This window comes from Galbibacter mesophilus (assembly GCF_023721415.1).
GTDB classification, from domain to species: domain Bacteria; phylum Bacteroidota; class Bacteroidia; order Flavobacteriales; family Flavobacteriaceae; genus Galbibacter; species Galbibacter mesophilus.
Window position 1 is genome coordinate 358,039 of record NZ_JAMQVC010000001.1, and the last position, 19,726, is coordinate 377,764.

A 19,726-nucleotide genomic window follows, 5' to 3' on the forward strand; every position below is an offset into this window, starting at 1 on the left:
TTTTGCTTTATAATGTTAAGTGTTGTTAATATTCATCCTCATTCCAAAGGTAATCTTCCTCTGTTGGATAATCCGGCCAAATCTCTTCAATAGATTCATACATATCGCCTTCGTCTTCCATAGCTTGTAGATTTTCTACTACTTCTAATGGAGCGCCGGTTCTAATAGCATAGTCAATTAATTCATCTTTTGTCGCGGGCCAAGGGGCATCGTCTAAATAGGATGCTAATTCTAAAGTCCAATACATCTGCTATAGATTTTAATTTTGTGCAAAAATAAATTTTTAAAGTAAAAAGTCAAGTAAAATTTATATTATTTACATATTATTTCTAAGAACGTAGTTTTTAGGGCGTTATATTGATTATTGTTCAATATTTAAAGGTCTGTTTTAACCATTCTCCTTGTTGGGGATCCATTTCACTTCCTCAGCCTTCAAGTCAGAAGTCAACTTCCGTGCCAACACAAATAAATAATCCGACAAACGATTTAAATAACGCAAAACCAACTCATCAAAAGCTTCGTTTTCAAACAAATACGTAGCCTTTCGTTCTGCCCTGCGACACACGGTTCTAGCCAAGTGACAATATGACACAGTTGTATGACCTCCAGGTAAAACAAAATGAGTCATTTGAGGCAAGCTAGCATCCATTCTGTCGATTTCATTCTCTAAAAACTCAATGTCGCCTAAAATTATAGATGGAATATTCAATCGCTTTTTTCCACTTTTTAAAAATTCTTTTTCCGGTGGCGTGGCCAAAATTGCTCCAACGGTGAAAAGCCGATCCTGAATTTCAATAATCGTTTGTTGATAGCTCTCACCTATGTCTTGATCGCGAATAAGTCCCATCCAGGAATTGAGTTCGTCAACGGTTCCGTAAGCTTCGATTCGAATATGATGCTTGGGAACACGTGATCCGCCGTACAATGCGGTTGTCCCTTTATCCCCAGTTTTCGTGTAAATTTTCAATACTTATAATTTTAATAATGTTCCAAGTTTGACAAAAGGTTACCGCTCTTTTCTTTTAGAACTATAACGGTCTTCAAACCTGTTGTTCCGTCTATCTCTCATTCGCTTCATGTTGCGTTTATTATTCAACCAAACGAAGATAAATAGAACAGCTAATATAACAATCCAAATGGCTCTAGTTCAGTTTTGAGTGAGAAATATAGTATCTATCATTTCATAGGGTGCCTTTTCATTTCTTTTGCTCGCCCAAAAGAAACGAAACAAAGAAAAAGGCGCCTTATCCAAGGAATTTTTTCGACCATTAAGTCGTAAAACCGCAATCAAAACTCCGCGTCGCTCCGTACCTTCGCTCCTGCTCTCGGAGCTTTTGATTACTATTCTGAGGATAAGGAGTTTTTTTGCGGCTGATTTCAACGCTATTTTAAGCTAGAACAACCCAAATCAAAACAACTACTCTTGTAGATCTTACTACTTAATTGGGAATAGTTTTTAAATGACTTTTTACATTAAAATTGGCAGGACTTTCCCGCCACTCCATTTAAAATAACAAATTAAATTCGAATAGAAAAATCTTCTTTCACCTGACCTTTCTTCCTGAATAAGAGTCCGATATCAAAAAAATCGATAGACACTTGAAATTTTGTGTTCTTTTTTAAATGCTCCCACTGTTTTTTCTGAAGGTTTGTTGCTGAAATATGATCTATCACCAGTAAACTGAAATCATCAGAAGCACCCAGAATTTCTTCAACACAATCAGTTTTCAATGAAAAATATTCAGTTTTGTCACTTCGGAAGCAATTTTCGTGAAACTTAGAAAAATCCATATCATTAAAATAATGAAGAGTACGATTGATGATTTTCTGTTTTCGTTTTGAAAATGGAGCCCTTTCCTTCCATTCCATCAACATTTTATGCTCCCCAAACCGTTGGTTTTTATAAAGTCCGTTTGTTAAATATTCATACACAAAAGGCGAATGCACCCCATGGCGGTTAGTGGATGTGAATAGATATTTTATGTACTTAAAAGGTTTCAAGTTTCTGGTTTTAGCTTTCTTAAAAACGAATATTGAGTACTGCATACTGAATATTGCCAACTACCACTACCCCTCTTCCATTTTCATGGAAAGTTCAAACCAAGCTTCTGTTTTTTCCTCAATAGCATCAATAATTTCTTGAAGCTTTATGGATTGCTTATCAATTTCATCGCCAACCAATTCTCCAGTAGCAAAAACAGCTTCGGCCTCTTTTTTCTGTTCTTCCAGTTTTTTTATGTCCCGTTCCAGTCGTTTATACTCCTTTTGCTCTTCATAATTCAATCCAGCATTGGCATCTTTTTTCCAAGTTTTTTTAGTGTTCTCTTCCGAGGTAGTTTTAGTTTCCTTTTCGGGCTCACTGCTTTCATACGCGCGGTAATCGGTGTAATTCCCTGGAAAATCTTCAATCTCAGCATCACCTTTAAAAACAAAAAGGTGATCTACGATTTTATCCATAAAATAACGGTCGTGAGAAACCACCACCAAACAACCCGGAAAATCCAATAGAAACTCTTCCAGAACGTTAAGGGTTACAATATCCAAATCATTGGTTGGCTCATCAAGAATAAGGAAATTCGGATTCTGAATAAGAACCGTACACAAATACAGCCTTTTCAACTCTCCCCCACTCAACTTTTCGACGTAATCGTATTGTTTTTTACGATCGAATAAAAATCTTTCCAACAATTGAGCCGCAGAAATTTGCCTTCCCTTCGTCAGCGGGATAAACTCGCCGTATTCTTTTATAATATCAATTACTTTTTGTGCAGGCTTCGGATTGATACCGCTTTGCGTATAATAACCGAATTTTACAGTTTCACCAATGATTACTTTTCCTGCATCAGGTGAAACATTACCCGTAAGAACATTTAAAAAAGTAGATTTTCCAGTTCCATTTTTACCGATAATTCCAATACGTTCGCCTTTTTTAAAGGTGTATTCGTATTTATCCAGTATTTTTTTGTCTTTAAAACTTTTGGACACATTATGAAACTCCACAATTTTGCTCCCCAAACGCTCCATATTAATTTCCAATTGAATTTTATGGTCTTGCCTGCGTTGGTGAGCTTTTTCCTTTATTTTGTAGAAATCATCAATTCTAGATTTGGACTTAGTGGTTCGGGCTTTCGGCTGGCGCCGCATCCAATCCAGTTCTTTTGTAAATAAGTTTTTTGCTTTATCTACCGACGCCTGCTCTGCTTGAAGTCTCGCCTCTTTCTTTTCTAAATAATAAGAATAATTTCCTTTATATTGGTACAGTTTCCCGTGGTCTAGCTCTATAATTTCGTTACACACACGCTCCAGAAAATAACGGTCGTGTGTTACCATAAATAGCGTTATATTTTCTTTTGCGAAATACTGTTCCAACCATTCAATCATTTCCAGATCCAAATGGTTGGTAGGCTCATCGAGAATGAGCAAATCGGGAGTATTGAGTAAAATAGTGGCGAGCGCCAAACGTTTTTTTTGTCCGCCCGAGAGTTTGTTTACTTTTAAATCCAGTTTCTCCAGCTTCAGCTGAAAAAGAATTTGTTTGTATTGTGTTTCAAAATCCCAAGCATTTTTAATATCCATTTGCTCAAAAGCTTTTTGGTAAGCTTCGGTATCTTCCGGATTTTGCAATGCTTTTTCATATTGCTGAATAGTTTTCAGCACATTATTTTCAGAAGCAAAAATGGTCTCTTCAATAGTTAAATTAGGATCCAAATCGGGTTCTTGCGACAAAAAGGAAATTCGAATACCATTCCGTGAAATTACCTGACCGCTATCAGGAGTGTCCTTTCCTGTGATAATATTCAGTAAGGAAGTTTTTCCAGTACCATTTTTAGCTATGAATGCTATTTTTTGATCTTTATTGATTCCGAAGGAAATGTCGGTATAAAGAACACGTTCGCCATACGATTTGGCTATATTTTCTACTGATAGATAGTTCACAAATACATTTTTTGCAAATTAAAGCAATTTCAAGTTTGCAAACGATAAAATTTGATGATTCCTGAGAAGACTACTGAATGCCGGATGTTAGTTGCTTGAGGTTTTTATAATTTGCACTGTTAACTTTTAAATTGCGATCTTGACCTTGCCAGATTAAACACCTAAAAACACATCCCTTTCCCTTTTTATAAATTCTTCCAGCGATGTGGGCTGTTTGCCTGTTATTTTTTGAAAAGCGTTGCTCAATTTTGGCACTTTTTGAAACCTAGGCAAGAAATGCAGTATTAGCATTACAAGAACAAATTCCTTGGGCATTCCTTCCCTCCGCTTTTTTATGTAAAATGAAATTGGATTAACACTGCGAAAGCGAATTTCTTCGCCAATTATGCGACTCATAATCTCAGTAACTTCAAAGAAGTTTTTATTTTCCTTCCCTGTAATTTCAAGCGCCTGATTCTTAAAGTCATTAAAATCATGAATACAAATTGCTGTATTTTCTCCAATGTTTTTTACATCCACCCAGTTAAATTTAGCCTTTCCTGATGGCAACGTTATTTGTTTTCTTGTCTTAATTTCAGGTAAAAGGGTTGTGGTTAAATTTTGCATGAAATAACTGGGACGAATAAATATATATTTAAAATTCAGCTTCAGAATTAACTTTTCAATTTTGTAATGCGGAATCATTTTACTTTTTTCAGCCCCTTGCACGGATAAAAATATAATTTGCTGGACTCCTACCGATTTAGCAGTTTCCAAGAGAGGTTTAAAAAAAGTATCTACATCGGCAATTTGTGGAGGACGCAATAGAAATAAAAGCTGAATGTTGTGCAAAGCGGGTTGATACGTTTCTGAATTTTCAAAATCAAAAATCCGATATTGAAGTGTTGGAATATGCTGAAATTTGGCTTTGGCAGACTCTAAATTACGAACGCCAGCAAAAATTTGGTCGGTAGAGCGTATTTCATTTAAATAATGAATAACCTCACTACCAATATTCCCCGTAGCACCGGTAATTAGCACATTTTTCATTTCAACACCTGCTTATTCTTCACATTAAGAAGAAAGGTAATGAATTTTAGAATAGTAAAATAAAAGTTCGCAATTAGTTCTTGCTGTGTATGCTACCAGCCCATTTGGTCTGCAAATGACCAAATTTTTTAATCTCTTGACGCAGCAGCGATAAAAATTCCCTGCCTTGTTGACTTCTGATTTCTAACTTTTCGCAGTAATGGATTAAAGAAGCGGTAGTTTTTTCCAGTGACGAAAGAGAAGCTAATTTTACGTTGATATCCGGCGAGGTTTCAGCCATTGCAATTTTAGGTGCCAGCCCCAAAGAAGTCATGATTAACTTGTCAGAATAGACATCATCCAGACTTTGTGAACGATGTAATTCCATAACAGATTTTTCCCCCCGCAAGTATTCAACAATTTGTCTACTCAGCGTAAAGATGTGAATGGCCTTTTTGTAAACCGGTAACTTGGTTACATTTCGCCTTCGGTAACCATGTCGAAAATAATTTTTCTTCACCTTTGCTTCTTTACTCCAAATTTACTGCGGAAAAGAAAAAATCTTATTTCTATTCTAAAGCAAAAAGCGTAATTTGCATTAATAATTAAAGTATTTAAGGTAATTTAGCTTAATATGAAAATAGATGACCTGAATTGGGCAATTTTAAAACTTTTACAGGAAAATGCACGTTATTCCCATGCCGAAATAGGGAGAAAAGTGGGCCTTTCTTCACCCGCAGTTGCCGAACGCATTAAAAAATTGGAAGATGTAGGTGTAATTGATGGATATACTGCTGAAGTGAACCATATTCAAGCAGGATATCAATTAAAAGCATTTATTACCTTGCGGGCGTTTATGGGAAAACTAAAACCGTTTTTGGAACAGGTAAAACAGTTTAAAGAGGTATTAAACTGCTACCGGATTACGGGCAATGAAAATTTGGTTATGGAAGTGGTCTTTTACGATCAATTTCATTTGGAAGAGTTTATAGACAAATTAATTACCTATGGTGAAGTGCGAACTTCTATTGTACTCTCCAATGTAATCTCAAACAAACCGATTGGCAAGAATAGATAGTGCTAACAATCTATTTTTTGATTTATTTTAAAGAAGCTATTTTAACATAGCCCACATGCATTTCATCTTCTGAAATAGTATCCATTTGGGTATAAGAAAGTTGGTATTTCTCTTTAAATTCATTGGAAAGCATTTCTTCGATATTGTAAATATCATCTACATCGACTCCGTATTTATCATCAATATGAGATTCTGCACCTTTAAAACCACAATGTTTGTAGAACGTAGTGGCTTTGGACTTTTTTATGGCTTCCGCTTTTGTTTTGGTAACCGCTAAAATTTTATAATGATATTCTTCGAACTCATTTTCTTTGTATCCGCCTAGATTTACAAAAAACAATTGATCTTCAGAAGTATCGTTTTCACTACGCTCTTGAATAGTAATCTTGTAGCCATCAACCGAAGTAACTTCACGCCAGGCATCAATATGGATTTGCCCTTTTGCTTCAGGCCAGAAAGATTTCATGGCTGGCACCAATTCTTTTAACGAGGAGCCAATTCCGAAGAAAATATCGTGCTGTTCAGTAAACCTACCTTCGGGTTTGCAGCCCAACATTACCATAAACAATTTCCTTTCTGAAGTCATATTTATAAAATTTGAAATTTGCGCAAAGATAAATCTTGTAATTAAACTTCATTGGCAAAAAGATGTTAAGTTGAATTATTTGAAGACTTAAACTCCCCACCCCACCTTATTTATTTTTACCGTAAATATTTGAAAAATCAAAATCGATATGACAAATAACGCATAGCTTCGGAACATATAGCCTTAACATACATGAAAATCATCTATTAAAAAAGAAGCTTTTTTGCAAAAAAGTGGCAATTTCGTTCATTTTTGTGGCTATTTCTAAAAAAAGCAACTTGACAGCAAAGCTTTTAATAATTATTTTTGCTTCTAGCAATTTAAGCACGTGTCACTTTAAGAATGAAAGATATAAGAATGACTAAGGAGAGCGTCTCCTCTGTTCTTTATGACCTCCAAGGCACTTTGGGCGGTGTAGTGGAAACATCCGGTAGGGATAAAATACTTAGAGTGAATAATGCAATGGCCGTTGGGGAAATACGAGCGGTACATTTATTTGGACGAATTGATGCCCTAATTTATGATATAACTTTTTTAGAGGAAATTAATTACTCCATTACAGAAGACGATGAAAATCTTCTTTATTTCCTGTTTTTTCATAAAGGTTATATGCTTCAAAAATCTGCTGAGGAGAAAGATTATATCACTCTAAAAGAAATGCACCATAATCTATTCTACTTAGAAAGAGAATTTGAGCATCACGCCAAGCTACCTGCAAATATTCGCCTCCAATATATCGTAATCAACACAAGTTTGTTACTCCAAATTGACGATTTAAACAAACCCTTTTTACTCAATAGCAGTTTTCGGGAATATATTGAGCAGAATATGAACAATGGCTATTTTCATTTTGCAGGAGGCATAGACATTTCCGCTAATAAAGTAGCGGAGAGCCTTTGGGCATCTCATTCTTCAGAAGTTTTAAATCAGCTTCAGATACATAGCACGGTGCTTCAAATTTTGGTGAGCCAGATAAAGTACTTTGAAAACGTCTTCCTTTCTAATATAGATACTACCCGAAAAGAATATCACAAAGAGATTGCAGCGATAGATAACTACATTAATTTACATATTGATCAAAACTTCAAACTTAAAGATCTTCAACTCGCCGCTGGAATAAACGCTACCAAGCTTCAACAAATAATTAATAATACGTACGGATTATCTGCCAACAATTATATATTAAAGTTGAAAATGGATTTTGCCGCTTCCTTGCTTCTTAATCCTTCCTTAAATATTTCTGAAGTGAGCTATAAAATAGGTTTTAACAATAGAAGCTACTTTAGCAAAAAATTTCAAGAATACAGCGGTTCTTTACCCTCAGAATACCGTAAAAGTCATTTGGAAAAATAAAATAAGACTCTCTTGCTAACGAAAGGCTAAACTTTTATTCAGAAGTTTGAAGAAGAGATAATAGAAGAATCAGCGGTAGTTAAAGTGATTTTCTTTCAATAAAATTAAAAGGATTCTTAATCTTTCCTTTTTCTTTATTGATAATCATTTGGGCTGCTGTTTCCCCCATCTTTTTGAAATCAGTAGAAATTACCGTGATTCCCAAAAGTTCTTTGAGCGGGGTATCATTGTATGAAATCACGCCGATATTCTCTCCTAAAACAAGATCTTTCTCCCTAATTTGCTTAATCAAGTTCACCAAATCCGACTCTTCAATAGTTATAAAAAGATCGCCTTCCTTTAAAATAATATCTTCGTAGATTTCATCAATAATGTCGAAATCGATACCAAATTCAACACAAAACTTCCTAAAACCATGCAATATTCGCCTGGGATAAGGGTAAACTGATTTTTCAGGATAAATTAAAAAAAGCTTTTTGTACGTTTTAATTTTATCAAGACCAACTTTTAAAGCTTCATAGATATCATTTTCAAAATCTTGGTAAATTTCAGCAATACTATCATCTAAACCGACTTTGTTGTTATCCATTATTACCAATTTTTCTTTTGGTATTTTATCTATGGCATTGGCAATAGCATCATTTGAACTAAGGTGCTGAAGATCTTTACTCTTAAAATGAGGCATAATTACATAATAATCGTACGCCCCTAAGTTCTTCTCAAGTAAATTTAAAAACAAGGTTTCATCGCAGTGATAAATATGAAGATCGGTATGCGAATTCCCTCCAATAGAATCAATAAACGAATTGTAAATACGCATTTTATAAGAGCTCAGCTTATTGATTAACATTAGAATATTGATTTTTGATATCAATTGAGTTCTAGTAATGTAATATCCTTTACCCCGAATAGAGGTGATAATTTTACGCTCCTTTAAAATACTATATGCTTTTTCTACTGTATCCCTGGAAAGGTAAAACTCTTCACTAAATTGATTAATGGAAGGTATTTTATCGTCCACTTTTAAGTTTCCTGTAGAAATGTTTTGAATAATTGCATCTACCACCTGTTTGTACTTAGGCTTTCTTGAACTTTCGTCTATGCTTATAGATGCCAACATAATCGTAAACGCTTTAAGGTTTAAAGGATGGTTTTTACTTTGAAAATTATTTACAATTCCTTCGCAAGTATAATGCAAAGAGCCAGTAAATTCTAATACTTTAAGATTTTTTTTATGGATTACGGTACAGTACAGGACAGATAACAAATTAGTATCAATTAGTTTAGCAGTAACAAATTGTATAACCAAAAGAGAACAATGGACAACTTGGCCAAAAAATTTAAGCATGTAAATTACTTATGGGATGATAAAAAAGCAGCCAGCTTGGGAGATGACCAAGTGGCACTGTTTCTATACCGATCTAATATTTTGGGCGCCGATTTACGAATTACCAATTACGGCGGAGGAAATACTAGTTGCAAAACCATGGAAAAAGACCCGCTTACTAATGAAGAGGTGGAAGTAATGTGGGTAAAAGGTTCTGGTGGTGATATAGGTACCCTCACCCGTGCCGGAATTGCTGGTTTATATACCGAAAGACTTAGAAATCTTAAAAATGTATATGGCGGACTGGAAGATGAGGACCGCATGGTGGGACTTTTTAACCACTGTATTTACGATTTAGACAGTAAAGCCCCTTCCATCGATACGCCACTTCACGGTCTATTGCCATTTAAACATATTGATCACCTTCACCCCGACGCGCTTATTGCAGTCGCGGCCGCAAAAGACAGTGAGAAAGTCACCAAAGAAATATGGGGAGATACCATGGGCTGGGTGCCATGGCAACGTCCAGGGTTTGATCTTGGGCTTCAATTGGAGAAATGCCTGAACGAAAATCCAGGTATTCGCGGTATTGTACTTGGCAGTCACGGATTGTTTACTTGGGGAGATACTTCTTATGAATGTTATATGAATAGTTTGGAGGTTATTGAAACGGCTTCTGAATATATTGAGAACAAGATAAAAGAAAACGGAAGCGTATTTGGCGGACAAAAAGTGGAAAGCCTTCCTGCAGACGAACGCAAAGAAAAGGCTGCACAATTGATGCCTTTGCTAAGAGGACTTTGTTCTTCGGAACAAAATATGATTGGTCATTTTACCGATAGCGATACAGTACTGGAATTTATAAACAGTAATGATCTTTCCCGCTTAGCTCCAATGGGAACTTCTTGTCCAGACCACTTTTTACGCACTAAAATACAACCGTTGGTATTGGAGCTGGATAAAGATGAAGACCTTACTGATACTATTTCTGTATTACACAAACTGGAGCCCGCTTTCGAGCAGTACCGACAGGAATATGCAGATTATTACAATAGCTGCAAACACGACAATAGTCCGGCCATGCGTGATGCCAATCCAGTTATTATAATATATCCAGGGGTAGGAATGTTCTCCTTTGCAAAAAACAAACAAACAACCCGGGTGGCTAGCGAATTTTATGTGAATGCTATTAATGTAATGCGTGGCGCAGAAGCTATTTCAGCATACACTTCATTACCAAGACAAGAAGCATTCGACATTGAATATTGGCTTTTGGAAGAGGCAAAATTACAGCGAATGCCCGCAGAACAACCGCTTTCCAGAAAAATCGCCATTGTTACCGGTGCTGGCGGGGGTATTGGAAAAGCCATTGCTGACAAATTAGTTGCGGAAGGCGCCAATGTTGTTTTAACCGATATCAGTGAAGAATCATTAAAAGAAGCTGTAAAAACCTATAAAAAAGACCAAGTAGCCACGGCTATTTGCGATGTTACCAAAGAAGATTCAATAAAACAAGCCTACAAACAGGCAATACTGGCTTTTGGTGGGGTAGATATAATTGTTCACTCAGCAGGATTGGCCATCTCAAAATCTTTGGAAGATACTACCCAAAAAGATTGGGATTTGCTTCAGGATATTCTTGTGAAAGGTCAGTTTTTAATGGCACAGCACGGTGTAACCATCCTTAAAAATCAAGGTTTGGGAGGTGATATTGTAAATATTGCTAGTAAAAACGGACTCGTTTCTGGACCTAACAATGTTGGCTACGGTACTGCAAAAGCTGCCCAACAACATATGACGCGTTTGTTGGCTGCAGAATTGGGAGAAGCTAAAATCCGCGTTAATACAGTAAACCCAGACGGAGTAATTGTTGGAAGTAAAATTTGGGAAGGTGATTGGGCCGAAGGTCGAGCTAAAGCTTATGGAATCACCGTTGAGGAATTGCCTGCTCACTACGCCAAAAGAAATTTATTGAACGAAATTATCTACCCAGCAGATATCGCTAACGGCGTATTTTCATTGGTAGCTATTTTAGATAAATCCACCGGAAACATTATTAATGTTGACGGAGGAATGGCCAATGCTTTTGTAAGGTAAATAAATTATAAAAAGGGGCCTTAACCTCCCCAAATAGTTAGCTTTAGACAACGGTTATAAATGTTCCATGGGTTTATTTTACACCCATGGACATTTAAATTTTAAATGTTTCACGAAATCGTTTGAACTTTTTTAGTACGTTTAAACTTCTTAAAGTTCAAAAAAAATACACTCAAAATGAAGATTAGCCAAGATCAACTTCAAAATTATAACAAAGAGCAGCTAAGCCTGCATCAAAATCAATTCGAAAATCTCAGCGACAACCTATCAAAACATGGAGTTGATACCGAAAAAATAATCAATCAACTAGCCGATTTTCAAGTTGCGATTCCCAGTTGGGCATTGGGGGCTGGCGGCACCCGTTTTGGAAGATTTTCTTACCAAGGCGAACCTTCTTCTTTGGAACAGAAACTAGAAGATATCGGTGTAATCCATGCGCTTACGCAAACCGCTGGTGCCATTTCCCTTCATATTCCGTGGGATATACCAGAAGATTACAATGCGATTAAAGAACTTGCTACAAGTTTGGATATAAAGTTTGATGCGGTAAACTCCAACACTTTTCAGGATCAAAAAAACGCAAAAGAATCCTATAAATTCGGTTCTTTGAGCAATACGAGTAAAGCTTCAAGAGATCAAGCAATTGCCCATAACATTGATGTTATAAACATTGGAGATAAACTGGGCTCTAAAAGTATTACTGTTTGGTTGGCAGATGGAAGTTCTTTTCCGGGCCAATCCAATTTTCAAACGGCTCTATCACATACGCAAGACAGCTTAAAAGATATTTATAAGCACCTTCCTGAAGATTGGAAAATGTTCATTGAGTACAAACCGTATGAGCCTTATTTTTACAGCACGGTAATTCAAGATTGGGGAACCTCTTTTATGTTGGCAAATGAATGTGGCGAGAAAGCGTATACGCTAGTAGATTTAGGGCATCATTTACCGAACACCAATATTGAACAGATTGTTTCTACACTTATGCTGAAAGGAAAGCTGGGTGGTTTTCATTTTAATGATAGTAAGTATGGCGATGATGACATTACCGTTGGCTCCATAAAGCCATATGCCCTTTTCTTAATTTTCAATGAATTGGTGTATGGAATGCAAAACAATCCGCAGAATCCAGATCTTTCTTGGATGATTGATGCCAGTCACAATTTAAAAGATCCTTTGGAGGATTTAATTCAATCATTGGAGGCCATACAAATTGCTTATGCCAAAGCTTTACTGGTAAATCAAGACGACTTGAAACAAGCACAGCAAAATCACGATGTTACTTTATGTCAAGAGATTCTGCAAAACGCTTACTTAACAGACGTGCGACCGCTGGTTAAGGAAGCCCGTCTAAAAAGAAACGGCGCCCTTAATCCGCTTCAGCAATATCGTTCTATAGCTGTAAGAAAACAATTGATAAAAGAAAGAGGAAAAAACACCGTAGCTACCGGACTCTAAAGTTTGCTTATGAAGAAAAAAGTTACTGCTGTTTTTGACATCGGAAAGACCAATAAGAAATTTTTCCTATTTGATGAAGATTTCCAAGAAGTTTATCGTGAGTACACCACTTTTAACCCTATTGAAGATGAAGATGGCTATCCTACCGAAAACCTTCCTGCGCTTCAGGATTGGTTAAAATCCCTTTTTCACCGTATTCTGGAAGCAGAAGAGTTTGATATTAAAGCTATCAATTTTTCTTCCTATGGAGCAAGTCTTGTTCATTTAGATGAAAATGGTAATACGCTTACCCCGCTTTATAATTACACGAAACCCATTTCAGAAGAAGTTACTGATAAATTTTATAAAACTTACGGGCCTGAACTAGCGTTTACCCAAGCCACAGGCTCTTCCAAAGAGGGCCTTTTAAATTCTGGAATGCAACTGTATTGGTTAAAAGAGACCAAACCGGAACTCTTCAAGAAAATCAAGTATTCTTTGCATTTACCTCAGTATCTCAGTTATATTTTTACAGGAATTCCGTTAAGCGAATATACCAGCATAGGATGTCATACCGCATTGTGGGACTACACAAAAAAGGACTACCATCGCTGGGTTTACGAGGAGGAAATTCACAAAATACTGCCTCCAATTGTTTCTACGGAAACCAGTATAAACATGAATTATAACGGGAAACGCATTAAAATTGGTGTGGGTATACACGACAGCTCTTCTGCCCTGCTTCCATATGTGAGGAGCCTTGAGGAACCTTTTATTTTGGTTTCTACAGGTACCTGGAGCATTGCTTTAAATCCGTTTACTACGGAAGCGCTTTCCGTTAACGATATTGAAAAAGACTGCATAAACTATATGCGAATCAACGGAAAACCGGTAAAGGCTTCACGTTTGTTCCTAGGGAACGAATATAAAATTCAAGTCCAAAAATTGGCTAAAGCCTATAATGTAGCTCCCGATTATCATAAAACGGTTAAATTTAATGAAGAGGCCTATTATGAAATTACAAAAGAGTTTGAACACCTTTTTGCATGGGAAAGCATCCAACCGGACGAAAAAGTTACCGACACAAAATTACCGTACGATACTTTCGAACATGCGTATCATCATTTGATGATTGAATTGGTGATGCTTCAGGTAAAAAGCATCGAAACAGCCAAAGGCGGCGACACCATCCATAAATTGTATGTAGATGGCGGTTTCAGTGATAATGATGTGTATATAAAACTCTTGTCTCATTATTTGAGAAACATGGAATTACGCACTACCAATGCTTCGCTAGGCTCGGCTTTGGGGGCCGCAATCAGTATATCGGACACGAAACTGAATTCAAAATTCCTTAAAAAGAATTATTCCCTCAAAAAACACGTTCCACTCATAGTAAAATAATTTTTATGGCATTTACCTTTAATTATCAATACCCTTCCGTGGAAGACCTTAGAGAAAAGGCAAAAAAAAGAATGCCTCGGTTTGCCTTTGAATATTTAGATGGCGGGTGCAATGAAGATATTAACCTGTACAGAAATACTTCAGAATTAAGGGAAGTACAACTGGAACCGCGTTATTTAAAAAATTATAATGAGGCTACCATAAAAACTACTTTATTCGGAAAGGAATATGATGCTCCATTCGGAATCGCGCCTGTTGGCCTACAAGGACTTATGTGGCCAAATGCACCACAGATATTGGCCAAAGCTGCTTTTCAACACAACATCCCGTTTATTTTAAGTACGGTTACTACCATGGATATTGAAAAAGCCAGCGAACTTACCGAAGGGAACGCTTGGTTTCAACTTTACAATCCGGTAGAAGACCATATTAGAAAAGATATCATTAAACGGGCGAGCGATGCCGGTTGCCCTGTTCTAGTGCTCTTGTGCGACGTACCCACTTTTGGATATCGTCCGAGGGATTTTAGAAACGGACTTGCATTACCGCCAAATATGTCTATTCGTAACATCCTTCAAATACTGGCCAATCCCACTTGGGCTTTTAATACCTTAAAATACGGACAACCAACTTTTGAAAATCTTACTCCGTACATGCCGGAAGGATTGAATTTAAAGCAATTGGGGAAATTTATGGACAAGACCTTTTCGGGAAAATTGAATGAAGAACGCATAAAACCCATCAGGGACCAATGGAAAGGGAAATTAGTTTTAAAAGGAGTAGCTTCCGAAGCGGATGCCCAAGAAGCCATTCGCCTGGGATTTGATGGAATTATTGTATCCAATCACGGCGGAAGGCAACTCGACGCAGGGGAATCTACCATAAAACCACTTACCACGATTGCTGAAAAATATGGCAATCAAATTGAAGTGATGATGGATAGCGGTGTTCGTTCCGGCCCTGATATTGCCAGAGCAATGGCTAGCGGAGCAAAATTCACTTTTATGGGGCGGTCTTTCATGTACGGTGTCGGTGCCTTAGGGAATAAAGGCGGAGACCATACTATTTCCATGCTTAAAGTGCAACTGAAACAAGTAATGGACCAACTTTGCTGCGAAAAAATTGAAGACTTACCTAATCATTTAATTTAACGAACCGAAAACACCTAACGATGACACAATACGCTATTGAAGAAGACATTGAACAAGTAGCTGGAGGGGAATATGAAAGAGAACGCGTACCCGATTCTAAATTAAAAGGTTGGAAAAGTTTCCTTGGAATGTATGCTGGCGAGCACGCCGCGGGAACCGAATTTGTAATCGGACCTTTGTTTTTAACTACAGGCGTGAGTGCTTTCGACCTGATTGTAGGATTACTTCTTGGGAATTTAATGGCCGTGCTTAGTTGGCGTTTCCTTACAGCTGAAATTGGCACGAAATTTAGATACACGCTGTATTTTCATCTTGAAAAAATTTGTGGTAAAAAGCTAGTTAACGTTTATAATTTAGCGAACGGAGTTCTTTTTTGTTTTCTGGCAGGTGCGATGATTACTGTTTCGGCAACCGCAGTTGGGATTCCGTTTAATATGGAAATGCCCAAACTAACCGATACCATGCCCAATAGCGCCACATGGATCATTATTGTGCTGTGCATTGGAGCTGTTATTTCGGTAATTGCTGCAAAAGGCTACAGCACGGTGGCAAAAGCTGCCAATTGGATGTCACCTTTTATCGTATTAGCATTTGTGGTTTGTGGGATTGTAGCGCTATATCAACTTGAAGTAAGTAATTTTTCTGATTTTTGGAACATCTGGGGTGATGGCGGCGAACCATTTCCAGGGCAGGTAAAATATACTTTTTGGCATGTAGTCCTTTGGTCTTGGTTTGCCAATGCTGCGATGCACATCGGTATGTCTGACCTTTCTGTATTTAGATTTGCCAAGAAAGCCTCTGCCGGATGGACAACCGCCGCCGGTATTTATATTGGTCATTATGTTGCATGGATTGCTGCGGCACTTTTATATGCTGTTTACTTAAAATCTCCTGAGGCCCAAGCCATGTTGAGCAATGGAGAAGCTCCGTCGGTGGCACCTGGCCCCTTAGCGTACAATGCAATTGGTGTTTTTGGTATTATCGCGGTAGTTCTTGCTGGTTGGACAACTGCCAACCCCACGATTTACAGAGCTGGATTGGCTTTTCAAGCCATTATTCCGAAAACCTCGACTTTTTGGGTGACCATAATTGCAGGAAGTGTGGCAACCATTGCTGGTTTGTTTCCCGCTTTTGCCATGAAGTTATTAGGGTTTGTAGCCTTGTACGGGTTTATTTTAGCTCCCATTGGAGCCATTATAGTATTTGAATATTTCTTCGGAAAAAAAGTGGGTATTCAATCTTTTTATGCTGAAAAAAAATCATTGAATTTCAATTGGGCTGTATTGGGGGCATGGATGATAAGCTTTGGAGTTTTCTACTTCATTTCAGTACAATTTGATGTATTTTTATCTTTTGTTACACTTCCAGCATGGATTTGCTGTGGTGTTTTGTATTTGATATTTAGTAAATTCCTTCAGAAGAGAAATTAATACTTTTTTCAAAAAAAGGGCTGTGCGAAAAAAACATCACAGCCCAAGCGATTCAATAACGTATCAGAAATATGAAATACGTTTATTCTTTTAAAGCTCTATTTCTTAACATTGTCTCCAAGAAATAGTAATCTGCATAATTTATTGCTACATCCACTTCATCTTTACCCGGCCAATTTCCTGTACTATGCTTTAAAATAAAAGGTGCTTCCACCTCGGGTCCCAATAAATATTCAGAAGTTTTTAAAGCCTTTAAAACTTTTTGTGAGTAGTTTTTGTATTTATCGTTTTTGGTATATTCGTAAAGCTCCAGAAAAGCGGATGCCACAATAGTTGCTGCAGAAACATCCCGCGGAGAGTCGGGTATGCCGGGATCGTTAAAATCCCAATAAGGGATGCCATCTTCAGGTAAATTTTCATGCTCCAAATAAAATTGAGCTATGGCCTCCGCCTGCTCCAGATGATTTTTATCCTTGGTGTACCTATACGTCATGGTAAAACCGTAAATACCCCATGCCTGTCCACGAGCCCAGGCAGATTCATCATTAAAACCTTGGTGAGTAACTTTTTCTCTCACCGATCCATTAATGGTGTCGTACACCACGACGTGGTAAGAACTGTTATCTTTTCTAAAATGATTTTTGAGCGTTGTATTCGCATGATTATTGGCAACATTGTAATATGTACTATCGCCGGAAAATTTCGTAGCCTCAAACAACAATTCCAAATTCATCATATTGTCTATGATCACAGGATATTGCCATACATTCACGTTCCAGTCCCACGACTTTATAGCTCCTACGTTTTTGTTATACCTGCCAATCAACGTATTCGCCGTTTCTACAACAATTTCCTCGTATAATGGATTGTTTTCTGATTGCAAAGCACTTCCGTAACTACAAAATACCTTAAACCCAGTATCGTGGGTGGTGCTATCAAATTTTTCTTTTTCAATAAACTTAGTCCATTCCAATGCCTTTTCTTCAAACCTAGCATCTTCGGTTAATTGATATATTTTCCAAAGACTTCCCGGAAAAAAACCAGATGTCCAATCTTTTGAAGGAACCCCTCGAACACCTTCTTCTTCAGAATAACTTCTCGGGATTTTTAAAGAATCAACATCAAACTTTAATAATTTTTCATACCGGATCTTTAAAAGAGAATCGGTATTTAGAGTAGTTGTTTCTGGTTCTTCACTGGTATTTTCCTTGGACTGTTTGCAGCTAATCGTCAAAAACACCAGTATAGAGGCGAATATTCCTATTTTGTTCATAATTCTTATTTTTCGGTAGTTGGTTTATAATTATTTAATTCTGAAAACAATATAACGCAATTTTATATGAACTACAATCGATTGTAAAAAATATGCATTTTTGAAATTGATAATTTTAAATAATCTATAAACAGCCGTAACTTGTAGTCTGTAACAATAGAAAACATATAAGTTTTATATCTTGTAGCTTCAAGTTGCCATTTTTATTTAACGAACCATAAACCGACTATTTACCTATTATGAAAAAAAACAACCCTTCCAAATCATCCTTTTTGGACAAGAATTCACGAAGAAAATTCATAAAAAACTGTGCATTTACCTTGGGAGCCATAAGCATCATTCCCAGACATGTTATGGGAAAAGGCTTTACCCCTCCTAGCGATAAAATAAATCTAGGTGTCATTGGGCTTGGAAAACAAGGACATATTTTAGCCAATAATTTTATTACGCATACCGAAGCGCAGATTGTAGCCGGAAGTGATGTTTGGAACACCAAAAGAGATGGCTTTAAAATGCATGTTAAAAAACTATATGCTGAAAAGAAAAACCTTCCTTCCTACAATGGTATTGAAACATATTTAGACTATCAAGAAATGTTGCAAAGAAAGGACATTGACGGTGTAATCGTTTCTACTCCAGACCATTGGCATAAAATTCAATCCATTGATGCCATGAAAGCGGGTAAAGATGTATATTGTGAAAAACCACTAACCAATACGATTGATGATGGAATACAAATGACCAAGGCAGTAGCAAAATACAACACGGTATTCCAGACGGGCAGTATGCAGCGTTCATGGGAGATTTTTAGAAAAGCTAAAGAAATTGTTGAAACTGGAAAGCTGGGGGAAATAAAAAAGGTGTTGGTGAACGTAGGAGACCCTGCAGTTAGTTACAATCTACCAGAGGAATCTTTACCTGATGGAATCGATTGGAATAAGTGGTGCGGACCAGCACCGCTGTTAACCTATAATCACAGAATAGCACCCAAGGAAGTTAGTTTTTATCCCGATTGGAGAGATTTTACGGAAACCGGAGGTGGCATTCTATCGGATTGGGGAGCACATATGTTTGATATTGTTCAATGGTGTTTGCACATGGACAATTCCGGACCCGTAACTTACATTCCTCCTACCGAAAAAAGTGCCGTTCGAGGTTTAAAAATGAAATATGACAACGGTATTGAAATGGTTCATGAAGATTTTGGAAGAGGATGGGCGGTACGCTTTATCGGTACTGAAGGAAGTATGGATGTTAGCCGTCAGTTTTTAGAAACAACGCCTTCCACTATCCTATTCCCGAAGCCCGTGTCCAATCCGGAAAAGTATTTCAAAGACCGAGGAAATCATTATCAAAATTGGTTAGATTGCATGAAGACCCGACAAAAAACTATTTGTCCGGTTGAAGTTGGCCATAGAACTGCCTCAATTTGCAACATTGCCAACATTGCATACGACCTTGGCAGAACGTTGGAGTGGGATCCTAAGAAAGAAAAATTCATAAAAGATAAGGAAGCGAATAAAATGATAAAAAGGGAAGACCGCGAATACGAAACTTTATAAATACCTTATTCAAACTGAAATAAATCAATAATCTTCTTTTAGTTATTTTTATAAATAGGAGCAAGACGGAAGTAAAAGATTATT

Annotated in this window: 17 protein-coding genes; 8 read left to right on the plus strand and 9 right to left on the minus strand. The window is 37.1% G+C overall.

The annotated features are described in order from the left end of the window. Window positions 1–25: 25 nt before the first annotated feature. From NDQ75_RS01550 to NDQ75_RS01575, 6 genes are all read right to left on the minus strand, one after another. On the minus strand, window positions 26–247 hold the full coding sequence (locus NDQ75_RS01550) for a DUF2795 domain-containing protein (RefSeq protein ID WP_008612884.1): 222 nt from the start codon (window positions 245–247) through the stop codon (window positions 26–28). A 141-nt stretch (window positions 248–388) separates the two neighbouring features. After that, a complete protein-coding gene (locus NDQ75_RS01555; protein ID WP_202029008.1) occupies window positions 389–967 on the minus strand; it encodes a cob(I)yrinic acid a,c-diamide adenosyltransferase in 579 nt (192 codons plus the stop codon). A 551-nt stretch (window positions 968–1,518) separates the two neighbouring features. Continuing rightward, window positions 1,519–2,001, minus strand: a complete 483-nt coding sequence (locus NDQ75_RS01560; RefSeq protein WP_202029010.1) for a hypothetical protein — start codon at window positions 1,999–2,001, stop codon at window positions 1,519–1,521. Window positions 2,002–2,067: 66 nt separating this feature from the next. Next, window positions 2,068–3,936, minus strand: a complete 1,869-nt coding sequence (locus NDQ75_RS01565) for an ABC-F family ATP-binding cassette domain-containing protein (protein ID WP_202029011.1) — start codon at window positions 3,934–3,936, stop codon at window positions 2,068–2,070. Between the two features lie 153 nt (window positions 3,937–4,089). Continuing rightward, complete coding sequence (locus NDQ75_RS01570) at window positions 4,090–4,965, minus strand: NmrA family NAD(P)-binding protein (protein ID WP_202029013.1); 876 nt, start codon at window positions 4,963–4,965, stop codon at window positions 4,090–4,092. Between the two features lie 73 nt (window positions 4,966–5,038). Then, window positions 5,039–5,464 (minus strand): hypothetical protein, encoded by a 426-nt coding sequence (locus tag NDQ75_RS01575; RefSeq protein WP_202029015.1) that lies wholly within the window; start codon window positions 5,462–5,464, stop codon window positions 5,039–5,041. Between the two features lie 114 nt (window positions 5,465–5,578). Between NDQ75_RS01575 and NDQ75_RS01580 the strand changes: the two genes are divergently transcribed. Continuing rightward, window positions 5,579–6,022: an Lrp/AsnC family transcriptional regulator gene (locus tag NDQ75_RS01580; RefSeq protein ID WP_202029017.1), complete on the plus strand. Its 444-nt coding sequence runs from the start codon at window positions 5,579–5,581 to the stop codon at window positions 6,020–6,022. A gap of 22 nt (window positions 6,023–6,044) precedes the next feature. On the opposite strand, the gene NDQ75_RS01585 is transcribed toward NDQ75_RS01580, so the two are convergent. Next, entirely contained in the window at window positions 6,045–6,608 is a 564-nt protein-coding gene (locus NDQ75_RS01585; RefSeq protein WP_202029019.1) for a DUF1543 domain-containing protein, read from the minus strand. 342 nt (window positions 6,609–6,950) lie between these two features. On the opposite strand from NDQ75_RS01585, the gene NDQ75_RS01590 reads away from it, so the two are divergent. Further along, the gene (locus NDQ75_RS01590) at window positions 6,951–7,961 is read left to right on the plus strand and encodes a helix-turn-helix transcriptional regulator (protein WP_202029020.1); all 1,011 of its coding nucleotides are present in this window, start codon (window positions 6,951–6,953) and stop codon (window positions 7,959–7,961) included. A gap of 79 nt (window positions 7,962–8,040) precedes the next feature. On the opposite strand, the gene NDQ75_RS01595 is transcribed toward NDQ75_RS01590, so the two are convergent. Then, on the minus strand, window positions 8,041–9,081 hold the full coding sequence (locus NDQ75_RS01595; RefSeq protein ID WP_202029130.1) for a GntR family transcriptional regulator: 1,041 nt from the start codon (window positions 9,079–9,081) through the stop codon (window positions 8,041–8,043). A gap of 198 nt (window positions 9,082–9,279) precedes the next feature. Here NDQ75_RS01595 and NDQ75_RS01600 point away from each other — a divergent pair, with 198 nt between their 5' ends. The 5 genes from NDQ75_RS01600 (at window position 9,280) to NDQ75_RS01620 (ending at window position 16,807) form a co-directional block, all read left to right on the plus strand. After that, window positions 9,280–11,385 (plus strand): bifunctional aldolase/short-chain dehydrogenase, encoded by a 2,106-nt coding sequence (locus NDQ75_RS01600; protein ID WP_202029021.1) that lies wholly within the window; start codon window positions 9,280–9,282, stop codon window positions 11,383–11,385. Window positions 11,386–11,562: 177 nt separating this feature from the next. Next, window positions 11,563–12,843, plus strand: coding sequence for a sugar isomerase (locus tag NDQ75_RS01605; protein ID WP_202029022.1), 1,281 nt, complete (start codon window positions 11,563–11,565; stop codon window positions 12,841–12,843). A 9-nt stretch (window positions 12,844–12,852) separates the two neighbouring features. Continuing rightward, window positions 12,853–14,226 carry an FGGY-family carbohydrate kinase gene (locus NDQ75_RS01610; protein ID WP_202029023.1) on the plus strand — a complete coding sequence of 458 codons (1,374 nt, stop codon included), beginning with the start codon at window positions 12,853–12,855 and terminating at the stop codon, window positions 14,224–14,226. Between the two features lie 5 nt (window positions 14,227–14,231). After that, window positions 14,232–15,377, plus strand: a complete 1,146-nt coding sequence (locus NDQ75_RS01615) for an alpha-hydroxy acid oxidase (RefSeq protein WP_202029024.1) — start codon at window positions 14,232–14,234, stop codon at window positions 15,375–15,377. Window positions 15,378–15,397: 20 nt separating this feature from the next. Further along, the gene (locus NDQ75_RS01620; protein WP_202029025.1) at window positions 15,398–16,807 is read left to right on the plus strand and encodes a purine-cytosine permease family protein; all 1,410 of its coding nucleotides are present in this window, start codon (window positions 15,398–15,400) and stop codon (window positions 16,805–16,807) included. An 82-nt stretch (window positions 16,808–16,889) separates the two neighbouring features. Here the strand turns inward: NDQ75_RS01620 and NDQ75_RS01625 are convergent, their stop codons facing one another. Continuing rightward, window positions 16,890–18,080 carry a glycoside hydrolase family 88 protein gene (locus NDQ75_RS01625; RefSeq protein ID WP_202029026.1) on the minus strand — a complete coding sequence of 397 codons (1,191 nt, stop codon included), beginning with the start codon at window positions 18,078–18,080 and terminating at the stop codon, window positions 16,890–16,892. Window positions 18,081–18,319: 239 nt separating this feature from the next. Between NDQ75_RS01625 and NDQ75_RS01630 the strand changes: the two genes are divergently transcribed. After that, window positions 18,320–19,642, plus strand: a complete 1,323-nt coding sequence (locus tag NDQ75_RS01630) for a Gfo/Idh/MocA family protein (protein WP_202029027.1) — start codon at window positions 18,320–18,322, stop codon at window positions 19,640–19,642. Window positions 19,643–19,726 lie beyond the last annotated feature (84 nt).